The organism is Methylobacterium sp. CM6257, assembly GCF_054611515.1.
The window spans coordinates 5,477,686-5,502,378 of sequence record NZ_CM137735.1 but is presented as its reverse complement, the minus strand read 5'-3'; the positions used below and the strand labels follow the sequence as shown (position 1 = coordinate 5,502,378).

The following is a 24,693-nucleotide window of genomic DNA, read 5'->3' as shown; positions in this document are numbered from 1 at the left end:
GTTGACGCTGGCGGAGACAGGGCGGAGGAGGGCGGTCAGGCCTCATTCCCACGCACGCTCCCCGGCCGGACCGGTCCTCACGGCCCCGGAGAGCGCCCCAAGCGGAGCGCGCACGCCGCATGACCAGTCCCTTCCTCCCCCTCGACCGGAAAGTGATCGCCCGCGAGGCGGCCAAGATGTTCCTCGAGATCGAGGCGGTGCTCTTCTACAAGGACGAGCCGTTCAAGTTCACCTCCGGCTGGGCGAGCCCGGTCTACACCGACAGCCGGAAGATCATCTCGTTCCCGCGCCTGCGCTCGACGCTGATGGATTTCGCCACCGCCACGATCGTGCGCGAGATCGGCTACGAGAAGCTGACCCACATCGCGGGCGGCGAGACCGCCGGCATCCCCTTCGCCGCGTGGATCGCCGACCGGATGATGCTGCCGATGCAGTACATCCGAAAGAAGCCCAAGGGCTTCGGCCGCAACGCGCAGATCGAAGGCGAGATCGTCGAGGGCGCCCGGACACTCCTCGTCGAGGACCTCGCCACCGACGGGCGCAGCAAGGTCAATTTCTGCAAGGCCCTGCGCGATTCGGGTGCCCAGGTCGATCACTGCTTCGTGCTGTTCTACTACGACATCTTCCCTGACAGCGCCGCGCTGATGGAGGAGATCGGCATCAAGCTCCACTATCTCACCACGTGGTGGGACGTGCTGGCGGTCGCCAAGGAGATGGGCACCTTCGACCCGAAGACCTTGGCGGAGGTCGAGCGCTTCCTCAACGCGCCGGCGGAGTGGTCGGCCGCCCACGGCGGCATCTCCGCCTTCGGCCAAGCCTAAGGAGGTTTTCGCGATGGGCGTCGCCGAGCTGTTCCCCGCCGAGCGCCAGGAGGCGAAGCCGGCCGACCGGATCACGATCCGCCGGCCGGACGACTGGCACATCCACCTGCGCGACGGCGCGATGCTGAAGGCGGTGCTGCCCTATACGGCGGCGCAGTTCGCCCGGGGCATCATCATGCCGAACCTCGTGCCGCCGGTGACCACGGTGGCCGCCGCGCAGGCCTACCGCGAGCGGATCCTTGCCGCGCTGCCCGCCGGCATGGATTTCACGCCGCTGATGACCTGCTACCTCCGGGACGACACCGACCCGAACGAGATCGAGCGGGGCTTCAAGGACAAGGTCTGGGTCGCCGCCAAGCTGTACCCGGCCGGCGCCACCACGAACTCGCATGCGGGCGTCACCGACCTGGTCGGCTTGAGTCCCGTGCTGGAGCGGATGGAGCGGATCGGGATGCCGCTCCTGATCCACGGCGAGGCCACCGACCCGGAGATCGACATCTTCGACCGCGAGGCCGCCTTCATGGAGGGCAGCCTGATCCCGCTGCTCGGCCGACATCAGGGGCTCAAGGTCACGGTGGAACACGCCACCACGGCGGAGATCCTCGACGTCGTGCGGGAGAACCGCACCCGCGTCGCGGCGACGATCACGCCGCACCACCTCGTGATCAACCGGACCCACATCTTCCAGGGGGGCTTGCGCCCGCACCTGTACTGCCTGCCGGTGGCCAAGCGCGAGCGACACAGGCTGGCTCTGCGCAAGGCCGCGACCTCCGGCGAAGCTTGCTTCTTTCTCGGCACCGACACGGCCCCGCATGTCCGCGGCGCCAAGGAGGCGTCCTGCGGCTGCGCCGGCGTGTTCTGCGGGCCTTCCGCCCTGCAGACCTACGTGCAGGTCTTCGACGAGGAGGGGGCGCTCGACCGGTTCGAGGCCTTCGCGTCGCTCAACGGCGCGCGCTTCCACGGCCTGGAGCCCAATGCCGGGACCGTGACTCTGGAGCGCCGGCCGGGCCGCGTTGCCGAGGCCGTCGCGGTCGACGACACCGCCGTCGTGGTGTTCCGGGGCGAGGAGACGCTGCCCTGGTCGGTGATCGCCTGAACATTGGGCAGCGAGCCGGATGTTCGGCACCGGTTTCGCTGCCATTGCGCTCGCGACGCCGCCTGACGCGGGCCGCGATCGCGCGAGATCGCGATCTGGAGACATGAGACGATGCAGGACGCGCAACAGGACGGCATCACGGCTATGGGCGCGGTGGATCTCGCCGCCGCCATTCACGGCCGAGTCCTCTCCTGCGCCGAAGTCATGCGCGCCTACCTGGAGCGGATCCACCGGCTCAACCCGCAGGTCAACGCGATCGTAGGCCTGCGGGACGACGCCACGCTCCTGCAGGAGGCAGAGGCGGCCGACGCCGCCATGTCGCGCGGCGAGGCGATCGGCCCACTGCACGGCTTCCCGCTGGCCGTGAAGGATCTCGACCCGGTGCGCGGCCTGCGATTCACGCAGGGCTCGCCGATCTTCGCCGACCGGATCGCCGATACGGACTCGATCATGGTGGCCCGTCTGCGCGCCGCCGGGGCGATCTTCATCGGCAAGACCAACATTCCCGAATTCGGCCTCGGCTCGCACAGCTTCAACCCGATCTACGGCACGACCGCGAACGCCTACGATCTCGACAGGACCGCGGGCGGGTCGAGCGGTGGCGCGGCGGTCGCGGTAGCCCTGCGAATGCAGCCGGTCGCCGACGGTAGCGACCATGCCGGGTCGCTGCGCAACCCGCCGGCCTTCAACAACTGCTACGGCCTGCGCCCGGCCTGGGGGCGGATTCCCGCCGAGGCCAAGGACGTGTTCAGCCCCGGTCTCGGCGTGCTCGGTGCGATCGGGCGCACGCCCGCCGATATCGGCCTGATGCTCGCCGTCCAGGCGGGCTACGACCCGCGCTGCCCCAACGCCATCCGCCAGGACCCCTCCGCCTTTGCGAGCCCGCTCGTCCGCGACTTCCGCGGCACCCGGATCGCGTGGCTCGGCGATTGCGGCGGACAGATCCCGTTCGATCCCGGCGTGCTCGAGCTTGGACGCTCCGCGCTCGCCACCTTCGTCGAGATCGGCTGCATCGTCGAGGAGGCGGTGCCCCGCTACGACATGGAGCAGCTCTGGCAGGATTGGCTGGTGCTGCGGGCGCTCACCGTCGCGGCGGCGCTCCGCCCGTTCTACGACGAACTCCGCCACCGGGTCCTGCTCAAGCCAGAGGCCGCCTGGGAGGTCGAGCGGGGGCTCGCCCTCGGCGCCGATCAGATCATCGCGGCCCTGGAGGGACGCACGCGCTGGTACGAGACCGTGCGCCGCTTCATGGAACGCTACGACTATCTCGTGATGCCGAGCGCCCAGGTCTTCCCGTTCGACAAGGATCTGCGCTGGCCCGAGACGGTAGGCGGGCGCCAGATGGACACGTATCACCGCTGGATGCAGACGGTGATCCCCGTGACCATGGCGGGCCTGCCGTCCCTCAACGTCCCGGCGGGCTTCGGGGAGGCCGGGCTGCCCACCGGCATCCAGATCGTCGGCCGAAACCACGGCGAGCTCGCCTGCCTGCAGCTCGGCGTGGCCTACGACGCGGCCAGCAACTGGGTCCGCCGCCAGCCTCCACCCTTGCACTGAGAGCGCCCGAGATCCGCGAGATCCGCGAGGTCTGCGTTGACCGGTGCTCCGGTCTCCGCTATGAGCCCCGACACTTCACGCGCGACTGGAGTGATCCGCTCCCGGATTTATCAGCCGCCGCGAGGCGAGGTCGGATATCCGATGACCACGGTCCTTATTGTAGCGGTAGCGTCACCGACGGGGCGGCCCTGAGCTAGGGCCGCGATCCGAGCGGTGACGCATGCAGGGTCCCTCGGGACCCTTTTTTGTTGCCCGCTCCAGGGCAGCATGGGATCGGCGCAGACGGGATACCGACGCGGAAGGCACGTTCGGGCGAGGCGGAGACCGCCTCGCGTGACGAGGGTGCGGTGAGAGAGGACGGGGCTTGGCGGCGGTCGCAGAGCGCGGCGGCCCCGGAGAGCGCGAGGAGACGAGCATGGGCGGCGAGGTCATGACCGGGGCCGAGATGGTCATCCGGGCATTCCAGGATCAGGGTGTCGACACGCTGTTCGGGTATCCGGGCGGCGCCGTACTTCCGATCTACGACGCGCTCTTCCACCAGAACGCCGTCAAGCACATCCTCGTCCGCCACGAGCAGGGCGCCGTCCACGCGGCGGAGGGCTACGCGCGCTCGTCCGGCAAGGTCGGCTGCGTCCTCGTCACCTCGGGCCCCGGCGCCACCAACATCGTCACGGGCCTCACCGACGCGATGCTGGATTCCATCCCGCTGGTCTGCATCACCGGCCAAGTCCCGACGCACCTGATCGGCACGGACGCCTTCCAGGAGTGCGACACGGTCGGCATCACCCGGCACTGCACGAAGCACAATTACCTGGTCAAATCGATCGACGACCTGCCGCGCATCCTGCACGAGGCGTTCTACGTCGCGGCGAACGGCCGGCCCGGCCCGGTCGTCGTCGACCTGCCCAAGGACATCCAGTTCGCCTCCGGGCTCTACGAGCGTCCCGAGATCGCCAGCCACAAGACCTACCGCCCTGCCGTCAAGGGCGACGCCGACCGGATCCGCGCGGCCGTCGAGCTGATGGCCACCGCGCGCCGCCCGGTCTTCTACACCGGCGGCGGCGTGATCAATTCCGGCCCGGAGGCCTCCCGCCTGCTGCGCGAGCTCGTCCGCGAGACCGGCTTCCCGATCACCTCGACGCTGATGGGGCTCGGCGCCTATCCGGGCACGGACGAGAAGTTCCTGGGCATGCTCGGCATGCACGGGACCTACGAGGCCAACCTCGCGATGCACGAGTGCGACGTGATGATCTGCGTCGGCGCCCGGTTCGACGACCGGATCACCGGCCGGCTCGATGCGTTCTCGCCCTTTTCCAAGAAGATCCACATCGACGTCGACGCCTCCTCGATCAACAAGGTGGTCAAGGTCGACGTCGGCATCGTCGGCGACTGCGGCTCGGTGCTGGCCGACATGCTGGAGGCGTGGCGCGCCCTGCCGTCGCGGCCCGAGAAGTCCAACCTCGATCCCTGGTTCCAGAAGATCGCCTCCTGGCGGGCACGCGACTGCCTCGCCTACTGGCCGTCGGGGACGATCATCAAGCCGCAATATGCCGTGCAACGCCTCTACGAGGCCTGCAAGGACCGCGAGACCTACATCACAACGGAGGTCGGCCAGCACCAGATGTGGGCGGCCCAGTACTTCAAGTACGACGAGCCGAACCGGTGGATGACCTCCGGCGGCCTCGGCACGATGGGCTACGGCCTGCCGGCCGCGATCGGCACGCAGCTCGCCCATCCGAACGGGCTGGTGATCGATATCGCCGGCGAGGCCTCGATCCTGATGAACATGCAGGAGATGTCGACGGCGGTTCAGTACAGGCTGCCGATCAAGGTGTTCATCCTGAACAACGAGTACATGGGCATGGTCCGGCAGTGGCAGGAGCTGCTGCACGGCTCGCGCTACTCGCAGAGCTACTCGGAGAGCCTGCCGGACTTCGTGAAGCTGGCCGAGGCCTACGGCGCCAAGGGGATGCGCTGCGAGAAGCCGGGCGACCTCGACGGTGCGATCGCGGAGATGATCGCCCATGACGGTCCGGTGATCTTCGACTGCATCGTCGACAAGACCGAGAACTGCTTCCCGATGATCCCGTCGGGCAAGGCGCACAACGAGATGCTCCTGTCCGACTACCTCGGTGAGACCGGCGTCGAGCTCGGCGACGTGATCTCCGAGGAAGGCAAGATGCTGGTGTAAGGGAGGGCGGCCCGGCTCACCGCCGGGCCGCGATCCGCCGCAGGCGCGGCGTTGGGTCGAACGACGAGGACTTGCCCCGCGATGAACGCGATGAACACCCACTATCCCGAGCCCGTCCGCGTCGAGCCGGTGAACCGGCACACCCTGGCGGTGATCGTCGACAACGAGCCCGGCGTGCTCGCCCGCATCTCCGGCCTGTTTTCCGGCCGCGGCTACAACATCGAGAGCCTGACCGTCTCCGAGACCGAGGAGGCGCGCCACATCTCGCGCATCACCATCGTGACCACCGGAACGAACGCCGTGATCGAGCAGATCAAGGCGCAGCTCGACCGGCTGGTGCCGGTCCACCGGGTCGTGGACCTGACGCTCCAGGGCAACGCCATCGAGCGCGAGATCTGCCTCGTGAAGGTGAAGGGCGAGGGCGAGCACCGCAGCGAGGCCCTGCGGCTCGCCGCCGCCTTCGGCGCCAAGACGCTCGACGCCACGCTCAATTCCTTCGTGTTCGAACTCACCGGCTCCACCGAGGAGATCGACCGGTTCGTGCGCCTGATGAGCGTGATCGGGCTGGTGGAGATCTGCCGCACCGGCATCAGCGCCATGGGGCGTGGGGCGGAGCCGCTCTGAGCTTCTGACGCGCGGCCGATCGGTGCTCGGGGGAGCCGAAGGTTACATACAGTAGGGCGGGCCGGCCGCGTCCGCCCAGTCAGCCGTGCGTGGCAGCTACGCCGCGCGCGACTTCGTCCATCAAGGACCTCGCATGACCGCCCGCACCCTCTACTACGCCCCCGGCGCCTGCTCGCTCGCCGCCCACATCATCCTGGAGGAGTCCGGGCTGCCCTATGAGGGCGTGAAGCTCAATCTTGCCGCGGGCGACCAGCGCCGGCCGGAATATCTCGCGATCAACGACCGCGGCCGCGTGCCGGCGCTGACCGAGGACGGCTGGGTGCTCACCGAATGCGCCGCGATCCTGCGCCACGTCGCCCGTCAGGTGCCGGAAAAGGGTCTCTGGCCCGATGGTCTGCGCGAGCAGGCCGCCGCCGACGAGTGGCTCGGCTGGCTCGCCTGCAACCACCACGTCACCTACGCCCATGTCCGACGTCCGGAGCGCTACACCGACGACGAGAGCGCCTTCACGGGCATCAAGGCGAAGGCGGCCGACACCTACGCAGACCTCGCCACCATGACCGAGGTGCGCCTCTCGCATGGCGGCTGGGCGGTGGGCGACCGCTTCAGCGTCGTCGACGCCTACCTGATGGTCTTCTGGTTCTGGGCCAACGGCCCGGTGCTCCGGTTCGACATGGCTGGCCGCTTCCCGGCCTGGACCGCCCATGCCCGCGGCGTCGCCGCGCGGCGCCCGGCCGTCCAGGCCGTCTTCGCCCGCGAGGGGCTGCCGCTCCCGCGCTGACACGGTTCGATCGCGGCACCCCCTTGCCGCGACCTAAGAATCGGCCTAGAGCGCGTACCGTACGGTACGGTACGCGCTTCAGATGATGCAGGCCAGCGCCACAACAGAGCGGGAAGCGCCGTCGGCACGCCAGCAGGCGGTGCTGGACGCCGTGCTCGGCCTTATGGTCGAGGACGGCGAGCAGCTCACCATGGACGCCGTCGCGCGCCGGGCGAGCTGCTCGAAGGAGACGCTCTACAAGTGGTTCGGCGACCGTGACGGGTTGCTGACCGCAACGGTGCGCTGGCAGGCATCCCGGGTCCATGCCGGGCACGACGCCGCGCAGGTGCTCGACGGGGCGACCCTGCGTGAGCGCCTGCAGGATTTCGCCGTCACGTGGCTGGAGGTCATCACCGGCCCGACCTCGGTGGCGCTGAACCGCATCGCCATCGCGCATGCGGGCTCGCGCAAGAGCAACCTCGGCGGCATCGTCCTGGCGAACGGGCGCTTCGCCATCGGCGAGCGGGTGAAACCCGTGCTGGAGGCGGGCCGCGCCGCCGGCCTGCTGACCTTCGCCGACAGCGAGACCGCGTTCCGGACCTTCTTCGGCCTCGTCGGCCGGGATATCCAGATCCGACTTCTGCTCGGCGAGACCCTCGACCTCGACGGGGCCGAGATCCGGCGCGATGCGGGCCGCGCCGTCGAGCAGTTCCTGGCCCTGTACGGCCAGGCCAAACCCGACCCGAAACACCAGGGCTAAGAGGAGACAGACATGCGGGTGTATTACGATCGCGACGCCGACCTGAACCTGATCAAGGGCAAGAAGGTCGCCATCGTCGGCTACGGCAGCCAGGGCCACGCCCACGCGCTGAACCTGCGCGATTCCGGCGTGAAGGACATCGTCATCGCCCTGCGCGAGGGCTCCGCCACCGCCAAGAAGGCCGAGGCCGAGGGCTTCAAGGTCCTCTCGGTGGCCGAGGCCGCCCGTCAAGCCGACGTGGTGATGATGCTTACCCCCGACGAGCTGCAGGGCGATATCTACCGCGAGTCCCTCGAGAAGAACATGAAGGAGGGCGCCGCGCTCCTGTTCGCCCACGGCCTCAACGTCCACTTCAACCTGATCGAGCCGCGCAAGGACCTCGACGTCCTGATGGTCGCCCCGAAGGGCCCCGGCCACACCGTGCGCTCCGAGTACCTCCGCGGCGGCGGCGTGCCGACCCTGATCGCCATCGCGCAGGACGCGAGCGGGAACGCCCACGACCTCGGCCTGTCCTATGCCTCGGCCAATGGTGGCGGCCGCGCCGGCATCATCGAGACGACCTTCAAGGAGGAGTGCGAGACTGACCTGTTCGGCGAGCAGGCCGTGCTCTGCGGCGGCCTCGTCGAGCTGATCAAGGCCGGCTTCGAGACCCTGGTCGAGGCGGGCTACGCCCCCGAGATGGCCTATTTCGAGTGCCTCCACGAGGTGAAGCTGATCGTCGACCTCATCTACGAGGGCGGCATCGCCAACATGAACTACTCGATCTCCAACACGGCCGAGTACGGCGAGTACGTCACCGGCCCGCGGATCGTCACGCCCGAGACCAAGGCCGAGATGAAGCGCGTGCTCAACGACATTCAGTCGGGCATCTTCACCCGCAACTGGATGCTGGAGAACAAGGTCAACCAGACCTCGTTCAAGGCGACCCGCGCCAAGCTCGCCGCGCACCCGATCGAGGAGGTCGGCGCCAAGCTTCGCGCCATGATGCCGTGGATCTCCGAGAAGGCGCTGGTCGACAAGACCCGCAACTGATCCGGGATGGTGCGGCCGGGCTTGGCTCGGCCGCACGCTGTCAGGGGCCGGTCACGCGAAGGCAAGGCCGGCCCTTCGCGTTTCGGGTTGCTGAAGCCGGAGCTTGCCGGCCATAAGCCCCGCAGCGGTCCCGCCTGCATGAGGACCGAGACACCGGAGAGGACACGCATGGCATCGCTCTATTCCGACGCGCACCGGGCGCTGCAGGAGGAGTTCGGCACGACCAAGCTCGCCGTGCGCCTCGACGAGGACTGGGTCCATGACAGCGTCCAGCCCGACGAGGCCGCCTTCATCGGCTCCCGGGACATGTTCTTCCTCTCGACCGTCGATCCCGACGGAATGCCGACCGTCTCCTACAAGGGCGGCCCCACGGGCTTCGTGAAGGTGATCGACGCCAACACGCTCGTCTTTCCGGGCTTCGACGGCAACGGCATGTTCTATTCGATGGGCAATATCGACGGGCAGGCCAAGGTCGGCCTGCTCTTCATCGACTTCGAGACGCCGCACCGCATCCGCGTGCAGGGCCACGCGACGCTCCTGCGCGACGACGCCCTCATGGCCGAGTACACCGAGGCCAAGTACTTGGTGAAGGTCGCGGTGACGAAGATCTGGATCAACTGCCCGCGCTACATTCACAAGTACAAGAAGCTCGAGCAGAACAAGTATGTCCCGGTCCCCGGGCGCGAGACGCCGCTCGCCGCCTGGAAGCGCCTCGATCTCGCGGGCGACGTGATCAGCGATGAAGACAAGGCGCGGGTCGCCAAGGAAGGCAAGCTCGACGTCGCCGAGTACGAGGCGCTGGTCGCTCGCGGCGAGGCATGAGCCGAAGCCGCCGGTCGTCCTGGCAACGCGGGATGGGCGGCGGATCCTGTATAGCATCTATGCCAATTTGTTATTCTTGAAACGATAGTTTTATTCGTCAGAATACGACTGTCGCGTGACAGTGAATATTACGAGCGACACGCGTGGAGTGATTCTACTTCGGGTTTGTTGACGAAATCGGATGCCTTTGTGATCCTGTTATAGGTGGCTGCACCTGTCTTAGGGTTGTATAGGCACGTATTACTCATGTTTTCACTTCCGCTTCGTGTGGCTATCGTCTGCGGCATCTTGATTGCTGCGGTATTTGCGGGCGGAACAACATTCCTTACCCGCCGGATCAGCGCCTCCTTCGAGGAGCGGGCAGCTAAGATTCAGTCGGAAACGCTCTCGAATGAGGCGCGCGAGGTCCACGCGCGTCTCGCCCTAGCGGCCAAGGTGGCCGAGAGCCTTGCGGTCGCCGCCTCGGCCATGCGTGCCGGCGGCATTCGCGATCGCGCCATCTACGACGTGACTCTGCGCGACCTGCTGCGCGCGAATCCCGACCTGATCGCGACCTGGACGGGCTGGGAGCCGAACGCCCTGGACGGACGCGACCGCGACTTCGCCGGCACGGCGTCCTCGGACGGGAGTGGCCGCTTCCTTCCCTACTGGAACCGCGGCAGCGGTGCGATGAGGCGAGAGGTTCTCACCGGTTACGACGCCGAGCCGGAGGGAGCCTATTATCTTCAGCCGAAGAAGCTCAACCGCTTGGTGGCGATCGAACCCTATATCTACCCTGTGGTCGGAAAGGACGTCATCATGATGTCCTTCGGCGCGCCGATCAGCGTGGATGGCACGTATCTCGGCACCGCCGGTGTCGATATTGACCTTGGCTCCCTGAATACGGCGCTCAACGCGGTCAAGATCCCATGAGGAGGTGGCGATCAGGCGGCGCTTCAGCAGGATGGACGGCCTGACGCTCTTCATGGAGGTGAACGTGAGCCTTTCTCCTGATGTTGGCGGTGCGCCCGAGCCTATCCGGGTCGATCTCGCGGCGATCTTCGTCTCGCTCGAACTCAGCCGCGCAACGTGGTTGGTGACGTCGCTCTCTCCTGGAGCCGGCCAGAAGATGTCCCGGCACGTGGTGCGCGGTGGTGATGCCGCGGGCCTGCTCAGCCGACTGGCTGACCTACGGGCGCGAGCTCGGGCGCGCACCGGCAAGCTGTTCCCCGTCGTGGTGATCCAGGAGGCCGGGCTCGACGGCTTCTGGCTGCACCGCGTGCTCGAGGGCAAGGGCATCGAGAGCCACGTTGTTGACGCCGCCTCCGTCGCCACCTCAAGGCGCAGGCGACGGGCCAAGACCGACCGGATCGATGGCGAAGCCCTGGTCCGTACGCTGCTGGCCTACAAGCGCGGAGAGCCGCGCGTGTGCGCGATGGTCCGGGCGCCCACGCCTGAGGAGGAGGATCGCCGCCGGCTGTGCCGCGAACTTCGAACGCTCATCAGCGAGCGTGTCCGGCACGTCAACCGGCTCCGAGGCGTGCTGTTTGCGCAGGGTATCACCGACTACGATCCCCGTCGGTCGGACAGGCGCGAACGGCTTGAGGCGTTGCGGACCGGCGATGGCCGGCCGCTCCCGCGGTACCTCAAGGCGATGATCGAACGCGAACTCGGTCTTATCGAGCTGCTGATCGAGCAGATCGATGACGTGCGCGCCGCGCGCGACGCACTCGTGGCGGCCGAGCGTGCGGCCACACCACAGCGTGCGGCAGCGGCCATGCTTCTCGACTTGAAAGGTGTCGGTCCCGGCTTTGCCGGTGTGCTCTGGTCTGAAGGGTTGTTCCGGCGCTTTGAGAATCGTCGCCAGCTTGCCGCCTACGCGGGCTTGGCGCCAACGCCTTGGCAGAGTGGCTCGATTGATCACGAGCAAGGCGTGTCGAAGGCCGGCAATCCACGCCTGCGCGCGACACTTGTCGAACTGGCCTGGCTCTGGCTCCGCCATCAGCCAGGTTCGGCCCTGTCGCGCTGGTACCACGACCGGGTCAAGCGCACCGGCGGGCGCATGAAAAAGATCGCCATCGTGGCTCTCGCCCGCAAGCTTCTCGTCGCGCTCTGGAAGTATGTGACGGCAGGTGTGGTCATCGAGGGCGCTGCGATGAAGAGCGTCTGACCGAGAGCGACTGCAATCCCTCTCAATCCACCGAGGCACGAGAAGCCTTGGCGGATCCAGGTGGACGAACCGACGAACGGTATGGCCTCAGCCGCCGCAGTTAAGAATGGTCTCGTCCTCCTGAGCTCGGCCCGCCGGATGCGGGATCATGGTGCAGCCGAGATCGATCGGCGACCGCATGTGAGCTTGAGCGCGTCCGCTGCGGCCGCTTCACCCATCGGGCTCGGACCTGCGATCTGGAACACGCCAGGAGATCACTCATGACCGGATGAGATCCCTTGCACATCGACTCCTCATGTGAGCCGTTCGGAAGTGGCTACCTGACCGTGGTTTCGGCGAGCGGGACAACCGTCGCCCATCCGACCGGCGAGGCGGCCGGGAAGCCGCTGGAGACATTCGATGTGTCCGCCGCCGCGGTGGCCAAGCAGGTGATCGCATCCGGCTCGAACATCGTGGTCGACGCGCCGGGCCCGGATGACGCCACGTGGCGTTACATGGCGCAGCCTATTCAGGCCGGTGGCACGTCCGACCGATGGGCCATCGTGGTCGCGGTACCGGTCGCAACGCTGACGGCAGCCGCTGACCGGGCGCGCATGATGCTGATCGGCATCTCGGTCCTCTGTGTGCTGATCGGATGCGCGGTCCTCTTCGGTGGTCTGCACCGCCTCGTCGGGGCGCCGATCCGGTCCCTCGGGTGGACCATCGGCGACATGGCCGCGGGCAATTACGGGGCGAGCGTGCCTGAAGCGCGCCGCCGGGACGAGGTCGGTCTGGTCGGCCAAGCCGTCCTGAAGTTGCGCGACGGCCTCCGCGCCCAGGCCGAAGCCGACGCGCAGAGCCGGGCGGCCGTCCAGGCCTCGGCCGACCGAGAGCGCAAGCAGGCGACGACGGCCCTGGCGGACGCGTTCGAGCACGCGGTGGGCGGCATCGTCGATACGGTCACGGCCGCGGCCACCGAGTTGCAGGCCACGGCCAAGAGCCTGGCCGCCACGGCTTCCGAGACCGCCGGCCAGTCCACGACCGTCGCGGCCGGGGCCGAGGAAGCCGCCTCCAACGTGCGTGCCGCCGCCGCGGCGGCCGAGGAACTCGGCAGCTCCGTGCAGGAGATCGGGCGGCAGGTTCAGGGATCCGCACAGCTCGCGCAGGCTGCGGCCGGGGAAGCCGCGCAGACGGGCAGGCTGGTGGAGGATCTGAGTGCGGCGGTGATGAAGATCGGGGACGTGGTGACGCTGATCTCGACGATTGCCGGTCAGACCAACCTGCTGGCGCTCAACGCGACGATCGAGGCGGCTCGCGCCGGGGAAGCCGGCCGCGGCTTCGCGGTGGTGGCCGCCGAGGTCAAGGAGCTGGCGAACCAGACTGCGCGCGCCACGGAGGAGATCTCCGGCCAGATCGCCCGCGTCCAGGCCTCGACCGGTCAGGCGGTATCGGCGATCGGAACCATCACGGTGCGCGTCGCGGAGATCAGCGGGGTGGCGACGACGATCGCCGCCGCGGTCCAGGAACAGGACGCTGCGACCCAGGAGATCGTGCGCAACGTGACCCAGGCCGCCGCCGGCACGGGCGAGGTCACGGCGAACATAGCCCGCGTGGCAGGGGCCGCCGACATGACCGGGGCGGCCGCCAATCACGTCCTGGATTCCTCCTCCAACCTGTCTCGGCAAGCCGCGCATCTCAGTGCCGAGGTGGATCGCTTCCTCGGCACGGTTCGCGCGGCCTGACGGCCCTCGGTCGTCGCAGTCGGTCGCTAAGCTGCCTTCCGCGCGACGATGAACACCCGCGGGAAGGCGAGGAGGCGCTTGCCATCGCGTCGCGGCGGGTAGCCGGCCTCGATCGCGCGCTCGTAGGCGGCCAGGAACCCTGTCCTCTCCTCGGGGCCCAGCGGATCGACGAAGGGCCTGAGCCCGGTGGCGCTGACCCACTCCACGATGGCAGCGGCGTCCGTCATCCGGTGATGATAGGTGGTGCGCCAGACATCGACCACGGCGGCGAGCGGCGCCAGCAGGTCGTAATAGCCGGCCGGTTCCAGCATCCGCCCAAGGCGCCCGGCCACCGCCGGGTCGCCGATCGCGCCGGCCCACGGGCCGGCAGCCGAGACCTCCCGCATCAACCGGTGCGAGGGCTCCGCGAGATTGTCGGGCATCTGCGCCGCGAGGACGCCGCCCGGTGCGAGGAGACCGAACAGCCGCGGCAGCAGGGTCGCGTGGTCCGGCAGCCATTGCAGGACGGCATTGGCGTAGATCAGGTCCGGCGCGCGCTCCGGCGTCCAGGTCGCGGCATCGACCTGCGCGAAGGTGAGACCGGGGAGCCGCGCCCGGGCACTCTCCAGCATCGCCGGGGAGGTGTCGAGGCCGATCACCTCCGCGTCGGGGAAGCGCGCGGCGATCAGCGCGGTGGAATTGCCGGGGCCGCAGCCGAGATCGTAGGCGAGGCGCGGCGCATCGAGGGGGACGCGGGCGAGTAACTCGGCCGCCGGGCGCGTCCGCTCGTCCTCGAAGCGGGTGTAGAGGGCGGGGTTCCAGTCGGTCATCGCATCCCCCGCTCGTTCGATCCTCAGCAGCCGAGCTGGCCGGCGAGATCCGCAAGATCCCGCGCCGCGTAGGTGACGGGAACCGTGGGCATGGTCTCGCCCCCGGCCGGCCCGTGCTCGTGAGGCCGCGCGATATGGGCGGTGGCGAGTCCGTGGCTCGCGGCCGCCGCGAGATCATTCGAGTGGGCGGCGACCATCATGGTCTCCTCCGGCGCGAAGCCAAAGGCCGCGACCGCGTCACGGTAGAGCGCCGGCTTCGGTTTGTAGTCGCGCGAGTAGCCGGCGCCGAGGATCGCGTCGAAGATCAGGCCGTTGCGGCGGGCGAGATCGGCCATCAGCCGAACATGACCGTTCGAATTCGGCGCCAGGAGGTGCCGCGCCCGCAGCCGGCTCAAGGCGTCCGGCACCTCGGGCCATGCGTCGAGCCGGTGCCAAGCCCGGACCAGCTCCCGCTGCACGTCCTCCGGGACGCCGGTGATACCGAACTGCGCCAGCACGCCGGGCAGGGACTCGGCCTGGAGCGTATCGAGGTCGACGAAGAACCGGGCGCCGGAACGTACCGGCTCCATCGACGGCTGGTAGCGGGCGCGCCACGCATCCGCGAAGGTGCCGGCATCGAGATTCGGCGCGAAGGGCGCCAGCAGCCGCGCGGCTTCCCGTGCGACCCCGGAGCGCCAGTCGACGAGCGTCCCGAAGACGTCGAAGACCAGTGCCCGGACGGTCATCGCACCGCCTGTAGGCTGGGGCCGCGGCGGACGAAGCCGACGATGTCCTTGACCGCATCGAGCGTCTGCGCCGCGATGGCCTCGGCCCGGGCGCCGCCATCGGCCAGCACGGCGTCGATATGGCCGGGATCGGCGGTGAGGCGGCGCATCTCCTCGGCGATCGGCGCGAGGCTCGTCACCGCGAGGTCGGCCAGCGCCGGCTTGAAGGTCGAGAACTGCGCCCCGCCGAAATCGCGCAGCACGTCCTCGCGGGTGATCCCGGCGAGCGCCGCGTAGATCCCCACGAGGTTGTCGGCCTCGGGCCGCTCCTTGAGACCCGCCACCTCGGAGGGGAGGGGCTCCGGATCGGTCTTCGCCCGGCGAATCTTCTGGGCGATGGCGTCCGCATCGTCCGTGAGGTTGATGCGGGCGTTGTCGGACGGGTCCGACTTCGACATCTTCTTGGTGCCGTCGCGCAACGACATGACCCGGGCGGCCGGGCCGCCGATCAGCGGCTCGGTCATCGGGAAGAAAGCGTCGCCGTGGCCGTGCGCCGTGATTGAGCCGGCAAAGTCGGTATTGAACTTCTGGGCGATGTCCCGGGTCAGCTCCAGGTGCTGCTTCTGATCCTCGCCGACGGGGACATGGGTCGCCCGGTAGGCCAGGATGTCGGCTGCCATCAGCACCGGGTAGTCGTAGAGGCCGATGGAGGCGTTCTCACGGTCCTTGCCGGCCTTCTCCTTGAACTGGGTCATGCGGTTCAGCCAGCCCAGGCGGGCGACGCAGTTGAACACCCAGGCGAGCTCGGCGTGTTGCGGTACCTGGCTCTGGTTGAACACGATCGAGCGCTTCGGATCGATGCCGGCGGCCAGGAAGGCGGCTGTGACCTCGCGGATCTGGCTGCGGAGAGCTTCGGGGTCCTGCCAGACGGTGATCGCGTGGAGGTCGACCACGCAGTAGAGGCACTGCGCGTCGCGGGCCTGCATCTCCACGAAGCGCTTCACGGCCCCGAGATAGTTGCCGAGGTGCAGGTTGCCCGTGGGCTGGACGCCCGAGAAGACCAATTCGGTGAACGCGGCCATCGGCGCCGATCCTGAGCAATGGTAGACCGGGGCTCCGCGCCGTCCGGGCGCGGGGTTACTCGCACCCGCGGCCCGGACCGGTCAAGGATGTGCTCACGGCTCCAGCGCCGCCGTCGTTGCGCTCGGGCAGAGGTCAACCAGGACGCAGCGCCCGCAGGCGGGCCGTCGATGGTGGCAGACCTGCTGGCCGTGCAGCATCAGGATCTCGTGATTGTCGTAGAGGTCCTGCGCGCTCCAGTGGTCCTGCGCGCTCCAGTCGGCGGGGAGCTGTGCCCGCAGGATCGCGTGCGCCGGGCCGACATCGACCCGCGGCCCGATCAGGCCGAGGCGCTGCGCCACCCGATGGTGGTGGCTGTCAACCGGCAAGGCCGGCATCCGCAAGGTGGAGAACGACAGCACGGCGGCGCTGGTCTTCGGCCCGATCCCCGGAATCGCCTGCAGCCACGCCCGCGCGGCTTCGACCTCCATGTCGGCGAGGAAGGCGAGATCGAGGGTGCCGCATCGTTCGCGAACGGCGCCGAGCACGTCGCGGATACGCGGGGCCTTCAGCTCCGGCCAGGTCACGCCCGCGATGGCCGCCTCGATCTCCGGAATTTCGGCCTCGATGACTGCCTCCCAGTTCGGGAAGCGGGCGCGCAGGGCCTTGAAGGCCTTGCCGGATTCGGCGTTACGGGTCCGGTGCGACAGGAGCGACGAGACGAGCTCGCTCACCGGGTCGAGGCTGTGGAAATACGGGATCGGGCAACCGTAGACGGGGCAGAGCCGCGCATGGACGGCGAGCGCCTTCTCGGAGGTGGCAGGATCGGAACGGGACGGAACCGCCTTGCGGCGCGCAGGTGGGGCGGCTTCGGTTCGGGGGGCTGCGACAGGCATGGCGGACGAATCCGCGAGCCGCCCCCGCTGTTCCAGGACGCGGGGAGCAGCGGCGATCTGTCCGCCTCAATGTCTCGGGGTGATCATTGAGAACGAACTGCCGTGCTGCAGTTCCGGGCGCCGCTGCGCGGCTTGGGAAGAACGGAAACTCCCGCCGCCGCGCCCCTTACTTGAGCAGCGCGTAGATGTTCACGTCGAGGTTGTCATCGGTGCCATCCTTCAGGTCGGTGGCGTATTCCTCGACGAACTTGTCCTGCACCACGATGTCCTTGGCATCGAGATACGCGGTCAGCGTCTCGTAGGTGCTGTCGATCGACTCATAGGAGCCATGGTGCGCGAAGCGCAGGGCCTTGCCCGAGGGCGTCGTGCCGAAATGCAGACCGTCGGCCTCCGCAGGCGGCGTGGTCGGGGCCGCCGCCACCGGGATCATCGCCTCGAACTCGAAACCGTCATCATCGGTGCGGGTGAAGACCGACAGAGGCCGGCCCGCCGGCGCGACGCCGATCTTGGCGAGCTCGGCCTCGATCCGCGCGAAGGCCTGTTTGAGGTTGGGCACGGCCTCCTCCCACTTGGTCTTGCCCGAGAGGATCGCGGCCGGCTTGGCGGGCAGCGTCACCTCGTCGACGTCGCCGGGCTCACCGGGCTTGTCGACGAGAGGCGGGCGGCCCGGTGTCCCCACGGCAGTCTGGCCGGCGGGCGGTGGCACCACCGCCTGCTCTGGTGCGGGGACCGGGCTCTTGCCCGGATCGGGGGTCGGGTTCGGCGCCGTGGTCGTCGGAAGCGGGCTCGACTGGGCGGGTGCCGGTGCCGTGGATGGTGGCGGAGCGGCCTGCTGGGCGGCGATCGGGCCGCCGGCGACGAGCACGAGGGCGGCCGAGAGGACGACGAGCGGACGAAGGCGGATCACAGGGGCGCTCCGATTGGGGCCAGGCGGATCGTCCACACGGGCTCCCGTCCATAAGGTAGCGGCGATCCGGCTCGCCCGCGAGACCGCTGCGGACGAGGGCCGCGGGTGCGGCGCATCTGCCACGCCGCCAGCACCCCTCGCGCCGATCGGATGGTTTTGCCATATAGCCCGCCCATCCCCTCAAGCCGCGGGACTGCATGAGCGCACTCGCCCACAGACGCTTCCTGAAGATGCACGGCGCCGGCAACGCGATCGTGGTGCTGGACCTGCGCGGCTCCGCCGTCACGGTGAAGCCCGAGGAGGCGCGGGCGATCGCGCAGGATCCCGCCTCCGCCTTCGACCAGCTCATGGTGCTGCACGATCCCGTGAGCCCGGGCACGGACGCGTATCTGCGGATCTACAACACCGACGGTTCGGAATCCGGCGCCTGCGGCAACGGCACGCGCTGCGTCGCCTATGCGATGTTCGACGATCCGGCCATGGCCCGTCCGGCCGAGGGCGGACGGCTGACGCTGGAGACCGCCGCCGGCCTCCTTGGCGTCCGCCGGGTCTCCGAACGAGCCTTCACGGTAGACATGGGCCGGCCCCGGCTCGCCTGGGGCGAGATTCCCCTGTCCGAGCCCTTCCCCGACACGCGGCGGATCGAGCTGCAGGTCGGCCCCATCGACGATCCGGTCCTTCACTCGCCGGGCGTCGTCAACATGGGCAACCCGCACGCGGTGTTCTTCGTCGAGAACGACCCGGATACCTACGATCTCGCCCGGATCGGTCCGATGCTGGAGAACCACCCGCTCTTCCCAGAGCGCGCCAACATCTCGGTGGCGCAGGTTCTGGGCCGCGAGGCGATCAAGCTCCGGGTCTGGGAGCGCGGCGCCGGGCTGACGCTGGCCTGCGGCACCGCTGCCTGTGCCACGGTGGTGGCGGCTTCGCGTCTGCGGATGATCGGCCGGCAGGCGAATGTCGCGTTGCCCGGCGGTGAGCTCTTCGTGGAATGGCGCGCCGACGACCATGTCCTGATGACCGGCCCGGTCGCGCTCGTGGCCGAGGGCACCCTGGCGCCGGAGCTGTTCTCCGGCAGCGCCTGATGGCAGTCGAGACCCTCACCTTCGGGTGCCGCCTCAACACGGTCGAATCCGAGGCGTTGCGGGTTCACGCCGCGGCCGACGGACGCGACCGGGTCGTGGTGAATACCTGCGCGGTCACCGCCGAGGCCGGGCGGCAGGCCCGCAAGGCGATCCGTCGGATCGCCCGCGAGCGGCCCGGGGCCGAGATCGTCGTCACGGGCTGCGGCGCCGAGGTCGAGACCGACGCCTACGCGGCGATGCCCGAGGTGTCGCGCCTCGTCGGCAACGGCGAGAAGCTCCGGCCTGAGGGCTGGTCGGCGGCCGGCGCCGGCCCGGGCGCCGTGATGAAGGTCCGCGCGGCCGAGCCGACGCGGATCGAGGCGATGGCCGGGCATACCCGCGCCTTCGTGCCCGTGCAGAACGGCTGCGATCACCGCTGCACCTTCTGCGTCATTCCCTTCGGACGCGGCCATTCGCGCTCGGTGCCGGCGGCCGACGTGATCGCGCAGGTCGAGACGATCGTGGCGCATGGCGGCCGCGAGGTGGTTCTCACCGGCGTCGATCTCACCGCCTACGGGCGCGACCTGCCCGGGCCGGTGCTCTCCCTCGGCGGCCTGGTTCGAGCGATCCTGCGCGCGGTGCCGGACCTTGCCCGCCTGCGCCTGTCTTCCATCGATTCCGTGGAGGCGGACGAGGCCCTGCTCACGGCCGTCGCCGAGGAGGAGCGGTTGATGCCGCACCTGCATCTGTCGCTGCAGGCGGGCGACGACCTGATCCTCAAGCGGATGAAGCGCCGGCACGCCCGCGCCGACGCGATCCGCTTCTGCGAGACGGTGCGGCGGCTGCGGCCTAGTATCGTGCTCGGCGCCGACCTGATCGCGGGCTTTCCCACCGAGACCGAGGCGCAGTTCGCCCGCTCCCTCGATCTCGTGGCGGAATGCGGCCTGACGCACCTCCACGTGTTTCCGTACTCGCCCCGGCCCGGGACGCCGGCGGCGCGCATGCCCCCCGTCGCGCCCGACATGATCCGGGAGCGCGCCGCCCGGCTGCGCGCGGTCGGTGCCGACGCCCTGCGGCGGCACCTCGACGGACAGGTCGGACGCCGGCTCACCGTCCTGGCGGAGCGCGGCGGCGTCGGACGCAGCGCGGATTTCACGCCGGTGCGCCTCGCGGCCGCACTGCCGCCGGGGACCCTCCACAGCGTCGCGATCGCGGCTCACGACGGCGCGCGGCTGATCGCGGCCTGAGGATCCATCGCCGTCACCGCCTCCGCGATGTGCGGCGGCGGGGGCGCCGTGACTGTGATAGCCTCGCGTTTCGGGTAGAGCGGGATCGACAGCGACCGCGCGTGCAGGTGCAGGGCACTCCCGCGCGGAGCGCTGCCGTAGACCGCATCGCCCCGGATCGACCAGCCGGAGGCGGCGCAATGGACGCGGAGCTGGTGGGTGCGGCCCGTGACCGGCTTCAGTTCCAGCCAGGTCCGGCCATCGGCCCGCCCGAGCACCCGCCAATGGGTTAGCGCCGGATCGCCCGCCGGATCGGCTTTCATCCACCAGGAGCGCGGATCGTCCGAGCGGCGGGCGAGCGGCAGGTCGATGGTGCCGCTCTCCTCGCAGGGACCACCCTCGACAATCGCCCAGTAGGTCTTGTCGACGGCGCTCCCGGCGAAGAGCTTGCCCAGCCGCGCCAGCGCCTTGGCGTGGCGTCCGAGCGCGAGGCAGCCCGACGTGTCCCGGTCGAGCCGGTGCGCCGCCTCGGGACGGCGGGGGAGGCCGAACCGAAGGGCGTCGAGATGATCGGTCAGCGTCTCGCCGCCGCGCGGACCCGGATGCACCGGCAGACCCGCCGGCTTGTCGATGACGAGCAGCAGGGCATCGCGGTAGAGGAGGCGCGCGCCTATGTCGAAGGCGTTGGGCATCCGGATCGGCTAGAGGGTCGGCGACGGGTGGGCAAGGTGGGTTGAGGACGCGATTTCATGGCGAGCGAGGACAAGCCCGGCTGGTTCGGGCGCCTGTTCGGGCGCAAGACCCCGAGCCCGGGCGACGAGAAGCCCGAGGCCGAGTTGCCCGCCGAGGCGGCCTCGCCTTCGGAGGGCCAGCCCGATTTCGCTACCGGGGCGGAGGACGTCGATCACGTCCCGCTGCCGCCGGAGGAGACCGGGGAACCTGTCGCCGACGTCGTCGAGGGGGCGGATCTGCTGCCCATACAGGGCGAGCCCGAGCGGCCCCCCGCCGGGACGGCCGGCGACGCACCCGAGCACGGGGCCGATCCGGTTGATACGAGCGACGCGGTCCGGGAACCGGTGGTGGAACCGGCGCCGGACATCCAGCCGCTGGATAGCGCGGCGGCGCTCGCCCACGATGCCGGGGCCGGTCCCGAGCGTGAGCCCGAGGCCAAGGGGTGGTGGACCCGTCTCACCTCCGGGATGAAGCGCACCTCCTCGGCGCTGTCCGAGCGGGTCACCGGCCTGTTCACCAAGCGCAAGCTCGACGCCACCACGCTCGAGGATCTGGAGGACGCCCTGATCCAGGCCGATTTCGGCCTGGAGACCGCGATGCGGGTCTCGGAAGCGGTCGGCAAGGGCCGCTACGAGAAGGGGATCTCCCCCGACGAGGTGCGGGTGATCCTGGCGAGCGAGGTCGAGCGGGCCCTCGATCCCGTGGCGGTGCCGCTGACCGTCGATGCCGCCAAGAAGCCGTTCGTCATCCTCACCGTCGGGGTGAACGGCGCGGGCAAGACCACGACATTGGGCAAGCTCGCCTCGAAGCTGCGGGCGGAGGGGCGCACCGTCATGCTGGCAGCCGGCGACACTTTCCGCGCGGCGGCCATCGACCAGCTCAAGGTCTGGGGTGCGCGCACCGGCACCCCGGTGGTGAGCGGCGCTCAGGGGGCGGACGCGGCGGGGCTCGCCTTCGACGCCCTGAAGCAGGCCTCCGCCGCCGGGACCGACGTGCTCCTGATCGACACGGCCGGCCGGCTCCAGAACAAGGCCGGGCTGATGGCGGAGCTGGAGAAGATCGTCCGCGTCCTGCGCAAGCAGGATCCGGACGCGCCACACGCCACGCTCCTCGTCCTCGACGCGACAGTCGGTCAGAACGCGCTCTCGCAGGTGGAGCTGTTCTCGCAGGCCGCACCGGTCTCCGGGTTGGTGATGACCAAGCTCGACGGCACGGCCCGGGGCGGCATTCTGGTGGCGCTTGCGGCCAAGTTCGGCCTGCCGGTCCACTTCATCGGCGTCGGCGAGGGCGTGGAGGATCTGGAGCCCTTCGCGGCGCGGGACTTCGCCCGGGCGATTGCCGGACTGGAGAAGGATTAGCGCGCGGGCGCCCGTCGATCTTTGGCGCTCGACGTCATGGACTTCGGGCGCCCCGCGTTACACACAGCCGCAACCGAGCAAGTCCGGCATCTCGGACATATCGAGAGCGCCGCATCCAAGCCAGCCAGAGCGCATGCAGATCGAATCCGTCCCCCCGCACCGTCACCTGCCTCCGCCCATCAAACTGGCGCTGGAACTCGGCCCTCTGGTGCTGTTTTTCCTGGGCAACGCCTATTCCGAGCGGTTCGGCGTGACGCCCGACCAGAAGCTGTTCGTGGCCACCGGCCTGTTCATCGCGGCCACCGTGGTGGCGCTCACGATCCACTACGTCATGGTCCGGCGTCTGCCGATCATGCCACTCGTCTCGGGCGTGGTCGTGGTGGTGTTCGGCGGCCTGACGCTGGCGCTGCAGGACAAGACCTTCATCATGGTCAAGCCGACCATCGTGAACGCGCTGTTCGGAACCGTGCTGCTCGGCGGCCTCGCCTTCGGGCGCTCTCTCCTGTCGGTGGTGCTCGACTCGATGTTCAGTCTCACCGAGGAGGGCTGGCGGAAGCTGACTCTCCGCTGGGGGTTGTTCTTCTTCGTCCTCGCCGGCCTCAACGAGGTGGTGTGGCGGACTCAGACTGAAGATTTCTGGGTGAACTTCAAGGTGTTCGGAATCATGCCGATCACCGTGCTCTTCGCCTTGGCGCAGACGCCCCTGCTCACCCGCTACGAGCGCAAGGAACCGCAGCCGGGCGCGTGATCGCTACCGCGCCTCCGCCACCTTCCCGGCGGCCCGGATACGGGCGAGCACGCTCGCGAAGTTCTCCGGCGTGAGGATCCCGACGAGCTTGTCGCGGATCACGCCGTCGGGCCCGATGATGAAGGTCTCGGGGACGCCGTAGACGCCGAAATCGATCGCCGCACGGCCGCTGGCATCGGCGCCCACGGCGCTGAACGGCACGCCGTGCTTGATCAGGAAGCGCTGCCCGGCCTCCGGGCTCGGCTCCTTGTAGTCGATGCCGACAAGCCGGATCCCGGGCTCCTTCGCCAGCCGCATCAGCATCGGGTGTTCCACCTGGCAGGGGGCGCACCACGAGGCGAAGACGTTGAGAACCGTGATCTGGCCCTTCAGGTCGGCGCTCGACAGCCCCGGCACCGGCGCGCCCGCAGCGGTGAGCCCCGGCACGGCGGGCAGATCGAAGCTCGGCACCGGCTTGCCGATCATCGCCGAGGGCAGGGCTGCCGGATCGGCCCCCGAGCGGAGGCGCAGGAACAGTGCGACCGCGAGCGCCGCGAAGGCGAGGGCCGGCACGATCAGCAGGAGCGAGCGGCGGACCGGCGGCGGACGCCCGGTCGCGTCGTCGAGGGGAGCCATCATCGCCGGTCCTCGCCGAAGCCTTTCAATGCGCGCAGCTGCGCCCGCCGGTCGCGGATCGCGTTGCCGACGAGGGCGGCCATCACCAGCACCGTGAAGGCATAGGCGGCCAGGATGAAGCCGCCGTGAGACCCGAGATCCATCGCGGCACTCCTAGACCGGCTGGCCGACCGGCAGTCCGGCCGGATTCGGGGTGAGGCGGGGCTGGGTTCGGTCGAGGCGCTCGGCCTCGCGGATCGTCAGCGTCCGCACCCGGCGGCGCATGATCTCGGTGCGCATCGCGTACAGGTGCAGCGTCGTCCCGCCGAGCGTCGCGGCGCCGATCATGACCAGCAGCGGATAGAGCATCGACGGATCGATGGTCGGACCGCCCATGCGCAGGATCGAGGCCGGCTGGTGCAGGGTCGACCACCAGTTCACCGAGAACTTGATGATCGGCAGGTTCACGGCGCCGACCAGGGTCAGGATTGCCACCGCGCGGGCTGCGCGGTTCGGATCCTCCAGGGTCCGCCATAGGGCGATGATGCCGCAATAGATCAGCAGCAGGACCAGCATCGACGTCAGCCGCGCATCCCAGACCCAGTAGGTTCCCCACATGGGCTTGCCCCAGAGGGAGCCGGTCACGAGGCAGATCAGCGTGAAGGCCGCGCCGATCGGCGCCGCGGCGCGTTGCGCCACGTCGGCCAGCGGATGGCGCCAGACCAGCGTGCCGATGGCCGACAGGCTCATGGCGCCGTAGAAGAACACGCCCAGCCACGCCGCCGGGACGTGGATGTACATGATCCGCACGGTCTCGCCCTGCTGGTAGTCCGGCGGCACCACGAAGAAGGTCAGGTACAGGCCAACGGCGAGGGCGGCCAACGACAGGGCGGTGAGCCACGGCACCAGCGCGCCCGACCAGCGCATGAAGTGGCCGGGATTGGACAGGCGGGTCCAGAGGGAGGGCGTCATCGCGGCTTCGGTCTCGGACATCGTTCCCGCGGTCTACCCTAGGACGCGGTGCAGCAACAATGCGGGGCTTTTCCGCGCCCGGTGATGGCGC

Annotated in this window: 25 protein-coding genes; 16 read left to right on the top strand and 9 right to left on the bottom strand. The window is 69.2% G+C overall.

Going from position 1 to position 24,693, the window contains the following annotated elements; translation table 11 throughout:
- The first annotated feature begins 119 nt into the window (after nt 1–119).
- From ACYCO6_RS26850 to ACYCO6_RS26795, 12 genes are all read left to right on the top strand, one after another.
- Nucleotides 120–821, top strand: coding sequence for an orotate phosphoribosyltransferase (locus tag ACYCO6_RS26850; RefSeq protein WP_056531596.1), 702 nt, complete (start codon nt 120–122; stop codon nt 819–821).
- Between the two features lie 13 nt (nt 822–834).
- Complete coding sequence (gene pyrC, locus ACYCO6_RS26845) at nt 835–1,917, top strand: dihydroorotase (RefSeq protein ID WP_459765011.1); 1,083 nt, start codon at nt 835–837, stop codon at nt 1,915–1,917.
- A 111-nt stretch (nt 1,918–2,028) separates the two neighbouring features.
- Nucleotides 2,029–3,474 carry an amidase gene (locus ACYCO6_RS26840; RefSeq protein WP_459765009.1) on the top strand — a complete coding sequence of 482 codons (1,446 nt, stop codon included), beginning with the start codon at nt 2,029–2,031 and terminating at the stop codon, nt 3,472–3,474.
- A 415-nt stretch (nt 3,475–3,889) separates the two neighbouring features.
- Nucleotides 3,890–5,665: an acetolactate synthase 3 large subunit gene (locus ACYCO6_RS26835; RefSeq protein ID WP_459773750.1), complete on the top strand. Its 1,776-nt coding sequence runs from the start codon at nt 3,890–3,892 to the stop codon at nt 5,663–5,665.
- Between the two features lie 81 nt (nt 5,666–5,746).
- Nucleotides 5,747–6,289 (top strand): acetolactate synthase small subunit, encoded by a 543-nt coding sequence (ilvN, locus tag ACYCO6_RS26830; RefSeq protein WP_459765007.1) that lies wholly within the window; start codon nt 5,747–5,749, stop codon nt 6,287–6,289.
- Between the two features lie 133 nt (nt 6,290–6,422).
- Entirely contained in the window at nt 6,423–7,070 is a 648-nt protein-coding gene (locus ACYCO6_RS26825) for a glutathione S-transferase family protein (RefSeq protein ID WP_459765005.1), read from the top strand.
- A gap of 82 nt (nt 7,071–7,152) precedes the next feature.
- Nucleotides 7,153–7,809 carry a TetR/AcrR family transcriptional regulator C-terminal domain-containing protein gene (locus tag ACYCO6_RS26820; protein WP_459765003.1) on the top strand — a complete coding sequence of 219 codons (657 nt, stop codon included), beginning with the start codon at nt 7,153–7,155 and terminating at the stop codon, nt 7,807–7,809.
- A gap of 12 nt (nt 7,810–7,821) precedes the next feature.
- Nucleotides 7,822–8,841 (top strand): ketol-acid reductoisomerase, encoded by a 1,020-nt coding sequence (ilvC, locus tag ACYCO6_RS26815; RefSeq protein WP_459765001.1) that lies wholly within the window; start codon nt 7,822–7,824, stop codon nt 8,839–8,841.
- A 168-nt stretch (nt 8,842–9,009) separates the two neighbouring features.
- A complete protein-coding gene (locus ACYCO6_RS26810) occupies nt 9,010–9,663 on the top strand; it encodes a pyridoxamine 5'-phosphate oxidase family protein (RefSeq protein WP_459764999.1) in 654 nt (217 codons plus the stop codon).
- Between the two features lie 204 nt (nt 9,664–9,867).
- The gene (locus tag ACYCO6_RS26805) at nt 9,868–10,575 is read left to right on the top strand and encodes a cache domain-containing protein (protein WP_459764997.1); all 708 of its coding nucleotides are present in this window, start codon (nt 9,868–9,870) and stop codon (nt 10,573–10,575) included.
- A gap of 52 nt (nt 10,576–10,627) precedes the next feature.
- On the top strand, nt 10,628–11,812 hold the full coding sequence (locus ACYCO6_RS26800) for an IS110 family RNA-guided transposase (protein WP_459773400.1): 1,185 nt from the start codon (nt 10,628–10,630) through the stop codon (nt 11,810–11,812).
- 278 nt (nt 11,813–12,090) lie between these two features.
- Entirely contained in the window at nt 12,091–13,533 is a 1,443-nt protein-coding gene (locus ACYCO6_RS26795) for a methyl-accepting chemotaxis protein (RefSeq protein ID WP_459764995.1), read from the top strand.
- A 26-nt stretch (nt 13,534–13,559) separates the two neighbouring features.
- Here ACYCO6_RS26795 and tam read toward each other — a convergent pair whose 3' ends face one another.
- The 5 genes from tam to ACYCO6_RS26770 form a co-directional block, all read right to left on the bottom strand.
- Complete coding sequence (tam, locus tag ACYCO6_RS26790) at nt 13,560–14,342, bottom strand: trans-aconitate 2-methyltransferase (protein ID WP_459764993.1); 783 nt, start codon at nt 14,340–14,342, stop codon at nt 13,560–13,562.
- A 23-nt stretch (nt 14,343–14,365) separates the two neighbouring features.
- Nucleotides 14,366–15,067 carry a haloacid dehalogenase type II gene (locus tag ACYCO6_RS26785; protein WP_459764990.1) on the bottom strand — a complete coding sequence of 234 codons (702 nt, stop codon included), beginning with the start codon at nt 15,065–15,067 and terminating at the stop codon, nt 14,366–14,368.
- Nucleotides 15,064–16,128 (bottom strand): tryptophan--tRNA ligase, encoded by a 1,065-nt coding sequence (gene trpS, locus ACYCO6_RS26780; protein WP_459764988.1) that lies wholly within the window; start codon nt 16,126–16,128, stop codon nt 15,064–15,066. The genes ACYCO6_RS26785 and trpS overlap by 4 nt, the downstream gene beginning before the upstream one ends.
- A gap of 93 nt (nt 16,129–16,221) precedes the next feature.
- Nucleotides 16,222–17,001 carry an endonuclease III domain-containing protein gene (locus tag ACYCO6_RS26775; RefSeq protein ID WP_459764986.1) on the bottom strand — a complete coding sequence of 260 codons (780 nt, stop codon included), beginning with the start codon at nt 16,999–17,001 and terminating at the stop codon, nt 16,222–16,224.
- A 166-nt stretch (nt 17,002–17,167) separates the two neighbouring features.
- Nucleotides 17,168–17,908: a GyrI-like domain-containing protein gene (locus tag ACYCO6_RS26770; RefSeq protein ID WP_459764984.1), complete on the bottom strand. Its 741-nt coding sequence runs from the start codon at nt 17,906–17,908 to the stop codon at nt 17,168–17,170.
- Nucleotides 17,909–18,105: 197 nt separating this feature from the next.
- Here ACYCO6_RS26770 and dapF point away from each other — a divergent pair, with 197 nt between their 5' ends.
- Nucleotides 18,106–18,993: a diaminopimelate epimerase gene (dapF, locus tag ACYCO6_RS26765; protein WP_459764982.1), complete on the top strand. Its 888-nt coding sequence runs from the start codon at nt 18,106–18,108 to the stop codon at nt 18,991–18,993.
- On the top strand, nt 18,993–20,219 hold the full coding sequence (gene mtaB / locus ACYCO6_RS26760; protein WP_459764980.1) for a tRNA (N(6)-L-threonylcarbamoyladenosine(37)-C(2))-methylthiotransferase MtaB: 1,227 nt from the start codon (nt 18,993–18,995) through the stop codon (nt 20,217–20,219). Before dapF ends, mtaB begins: the two co-directional genes overlap by 1 nt.
- Here mtaB and ACYCO6_RS26755 read toward each other — a convergent pair.
- On the bottom strand, nt 20,189–20,890 hold the full coding sequence (locus ACYCO6_RS26755) for an RluA family pseudouridine synthase (RefSeq protein WP_459764978.1): 702 nt from the start codon (nt 20,888–20,890) through the stop codon (nt 20,189–20,191). The two genes, mtaB and ACYCO6_RS26755, sit on opposite strands and share 31 nt — an antisense overlap.
- A 57-nt stretch (nt 20,891–20,947) precedes the next feature.
- Here ACYCO6_RS26755 and ftsY point away from each other — a divergent pair, with 57 nt between their 5' ends.
- Together ftsY and ACYCO6_RS26745 are read left to right on the top strand one after the other, a co-directional pair.
- On the top strand, nt 20,948–22,288 hold the full coding sequence (gene ftsY / locus ACYCO6_RS26750; protein ID WP_459764972.1) for a signal recognition particle-docking protein FtsY: 1,341 nt from the start codon (nt 20,948–20,950) through the stop codon (nt 22,286–22,288).
- 133 nt (nt 22,289–22,421) lie between these two features.
- Nucleotides 22,422–23,036, top strand: a complete 615-nt coding sequence (locus ACYCO6_RS26745) for a septation protein A (RefSeq protein ID WP_459764970.1) — start codon at nt 22,422–22,424, stop codon at nt 23,034–23,036.
- 3 nt (nt 23,037–23,039) lie between these two features.
- Here ACYCO6_RS26745 and ACYCO6_RS26740 read toward each other — a convergent pair whose 3' ends face one another.
- From ACYCO6_RS26740 to ACYCO6_RS26730, 3 genes are read right to left on the bottom strand one after another with little or no spacing between them, the layout of a single operon-like run.
- Nucleotides 23,040–23,654 (bottom strand): DsbE family thiol:disulfide interchange protein, encoded by a 615-nt coding sequence (locus ACYCO6_RS26740; RefSeq protein WP_459764968.1) that lies wholly within the window; start codon nt 23,652–23,654, stop codon nt 23,040–23,042.
- Entirely contained in the window at nt 23,651–23,794 is a 144-nt protein-coding gene (gene ccmD, locus ACYCO6_RS26735) for a heme exporter protein CcmD (protein ID WP_459764966.1), read from the bottom strand. The genes ACYCO6_RS26740 and ccmD overlap by 4 nt, the downstream gene beginning before the upstream one ends.
- Nucleotides 23,795–23,804: 10 nt before the next feature.
- The gene (locus ACYCO6_RS26730) at nt 23,805–24,602 is read right to left on the bottom strand and encodes a heme ABC transporter permease (protein WP_459773748.1); all 798 of its coding nucleotides are present in this window, start codon (nt 24,600–24,602) and stop codon (nt 23,805–23,807) included.
- Between the last annotated feature and the right edge of the window lie 91 nt (nt 24,603–24,693).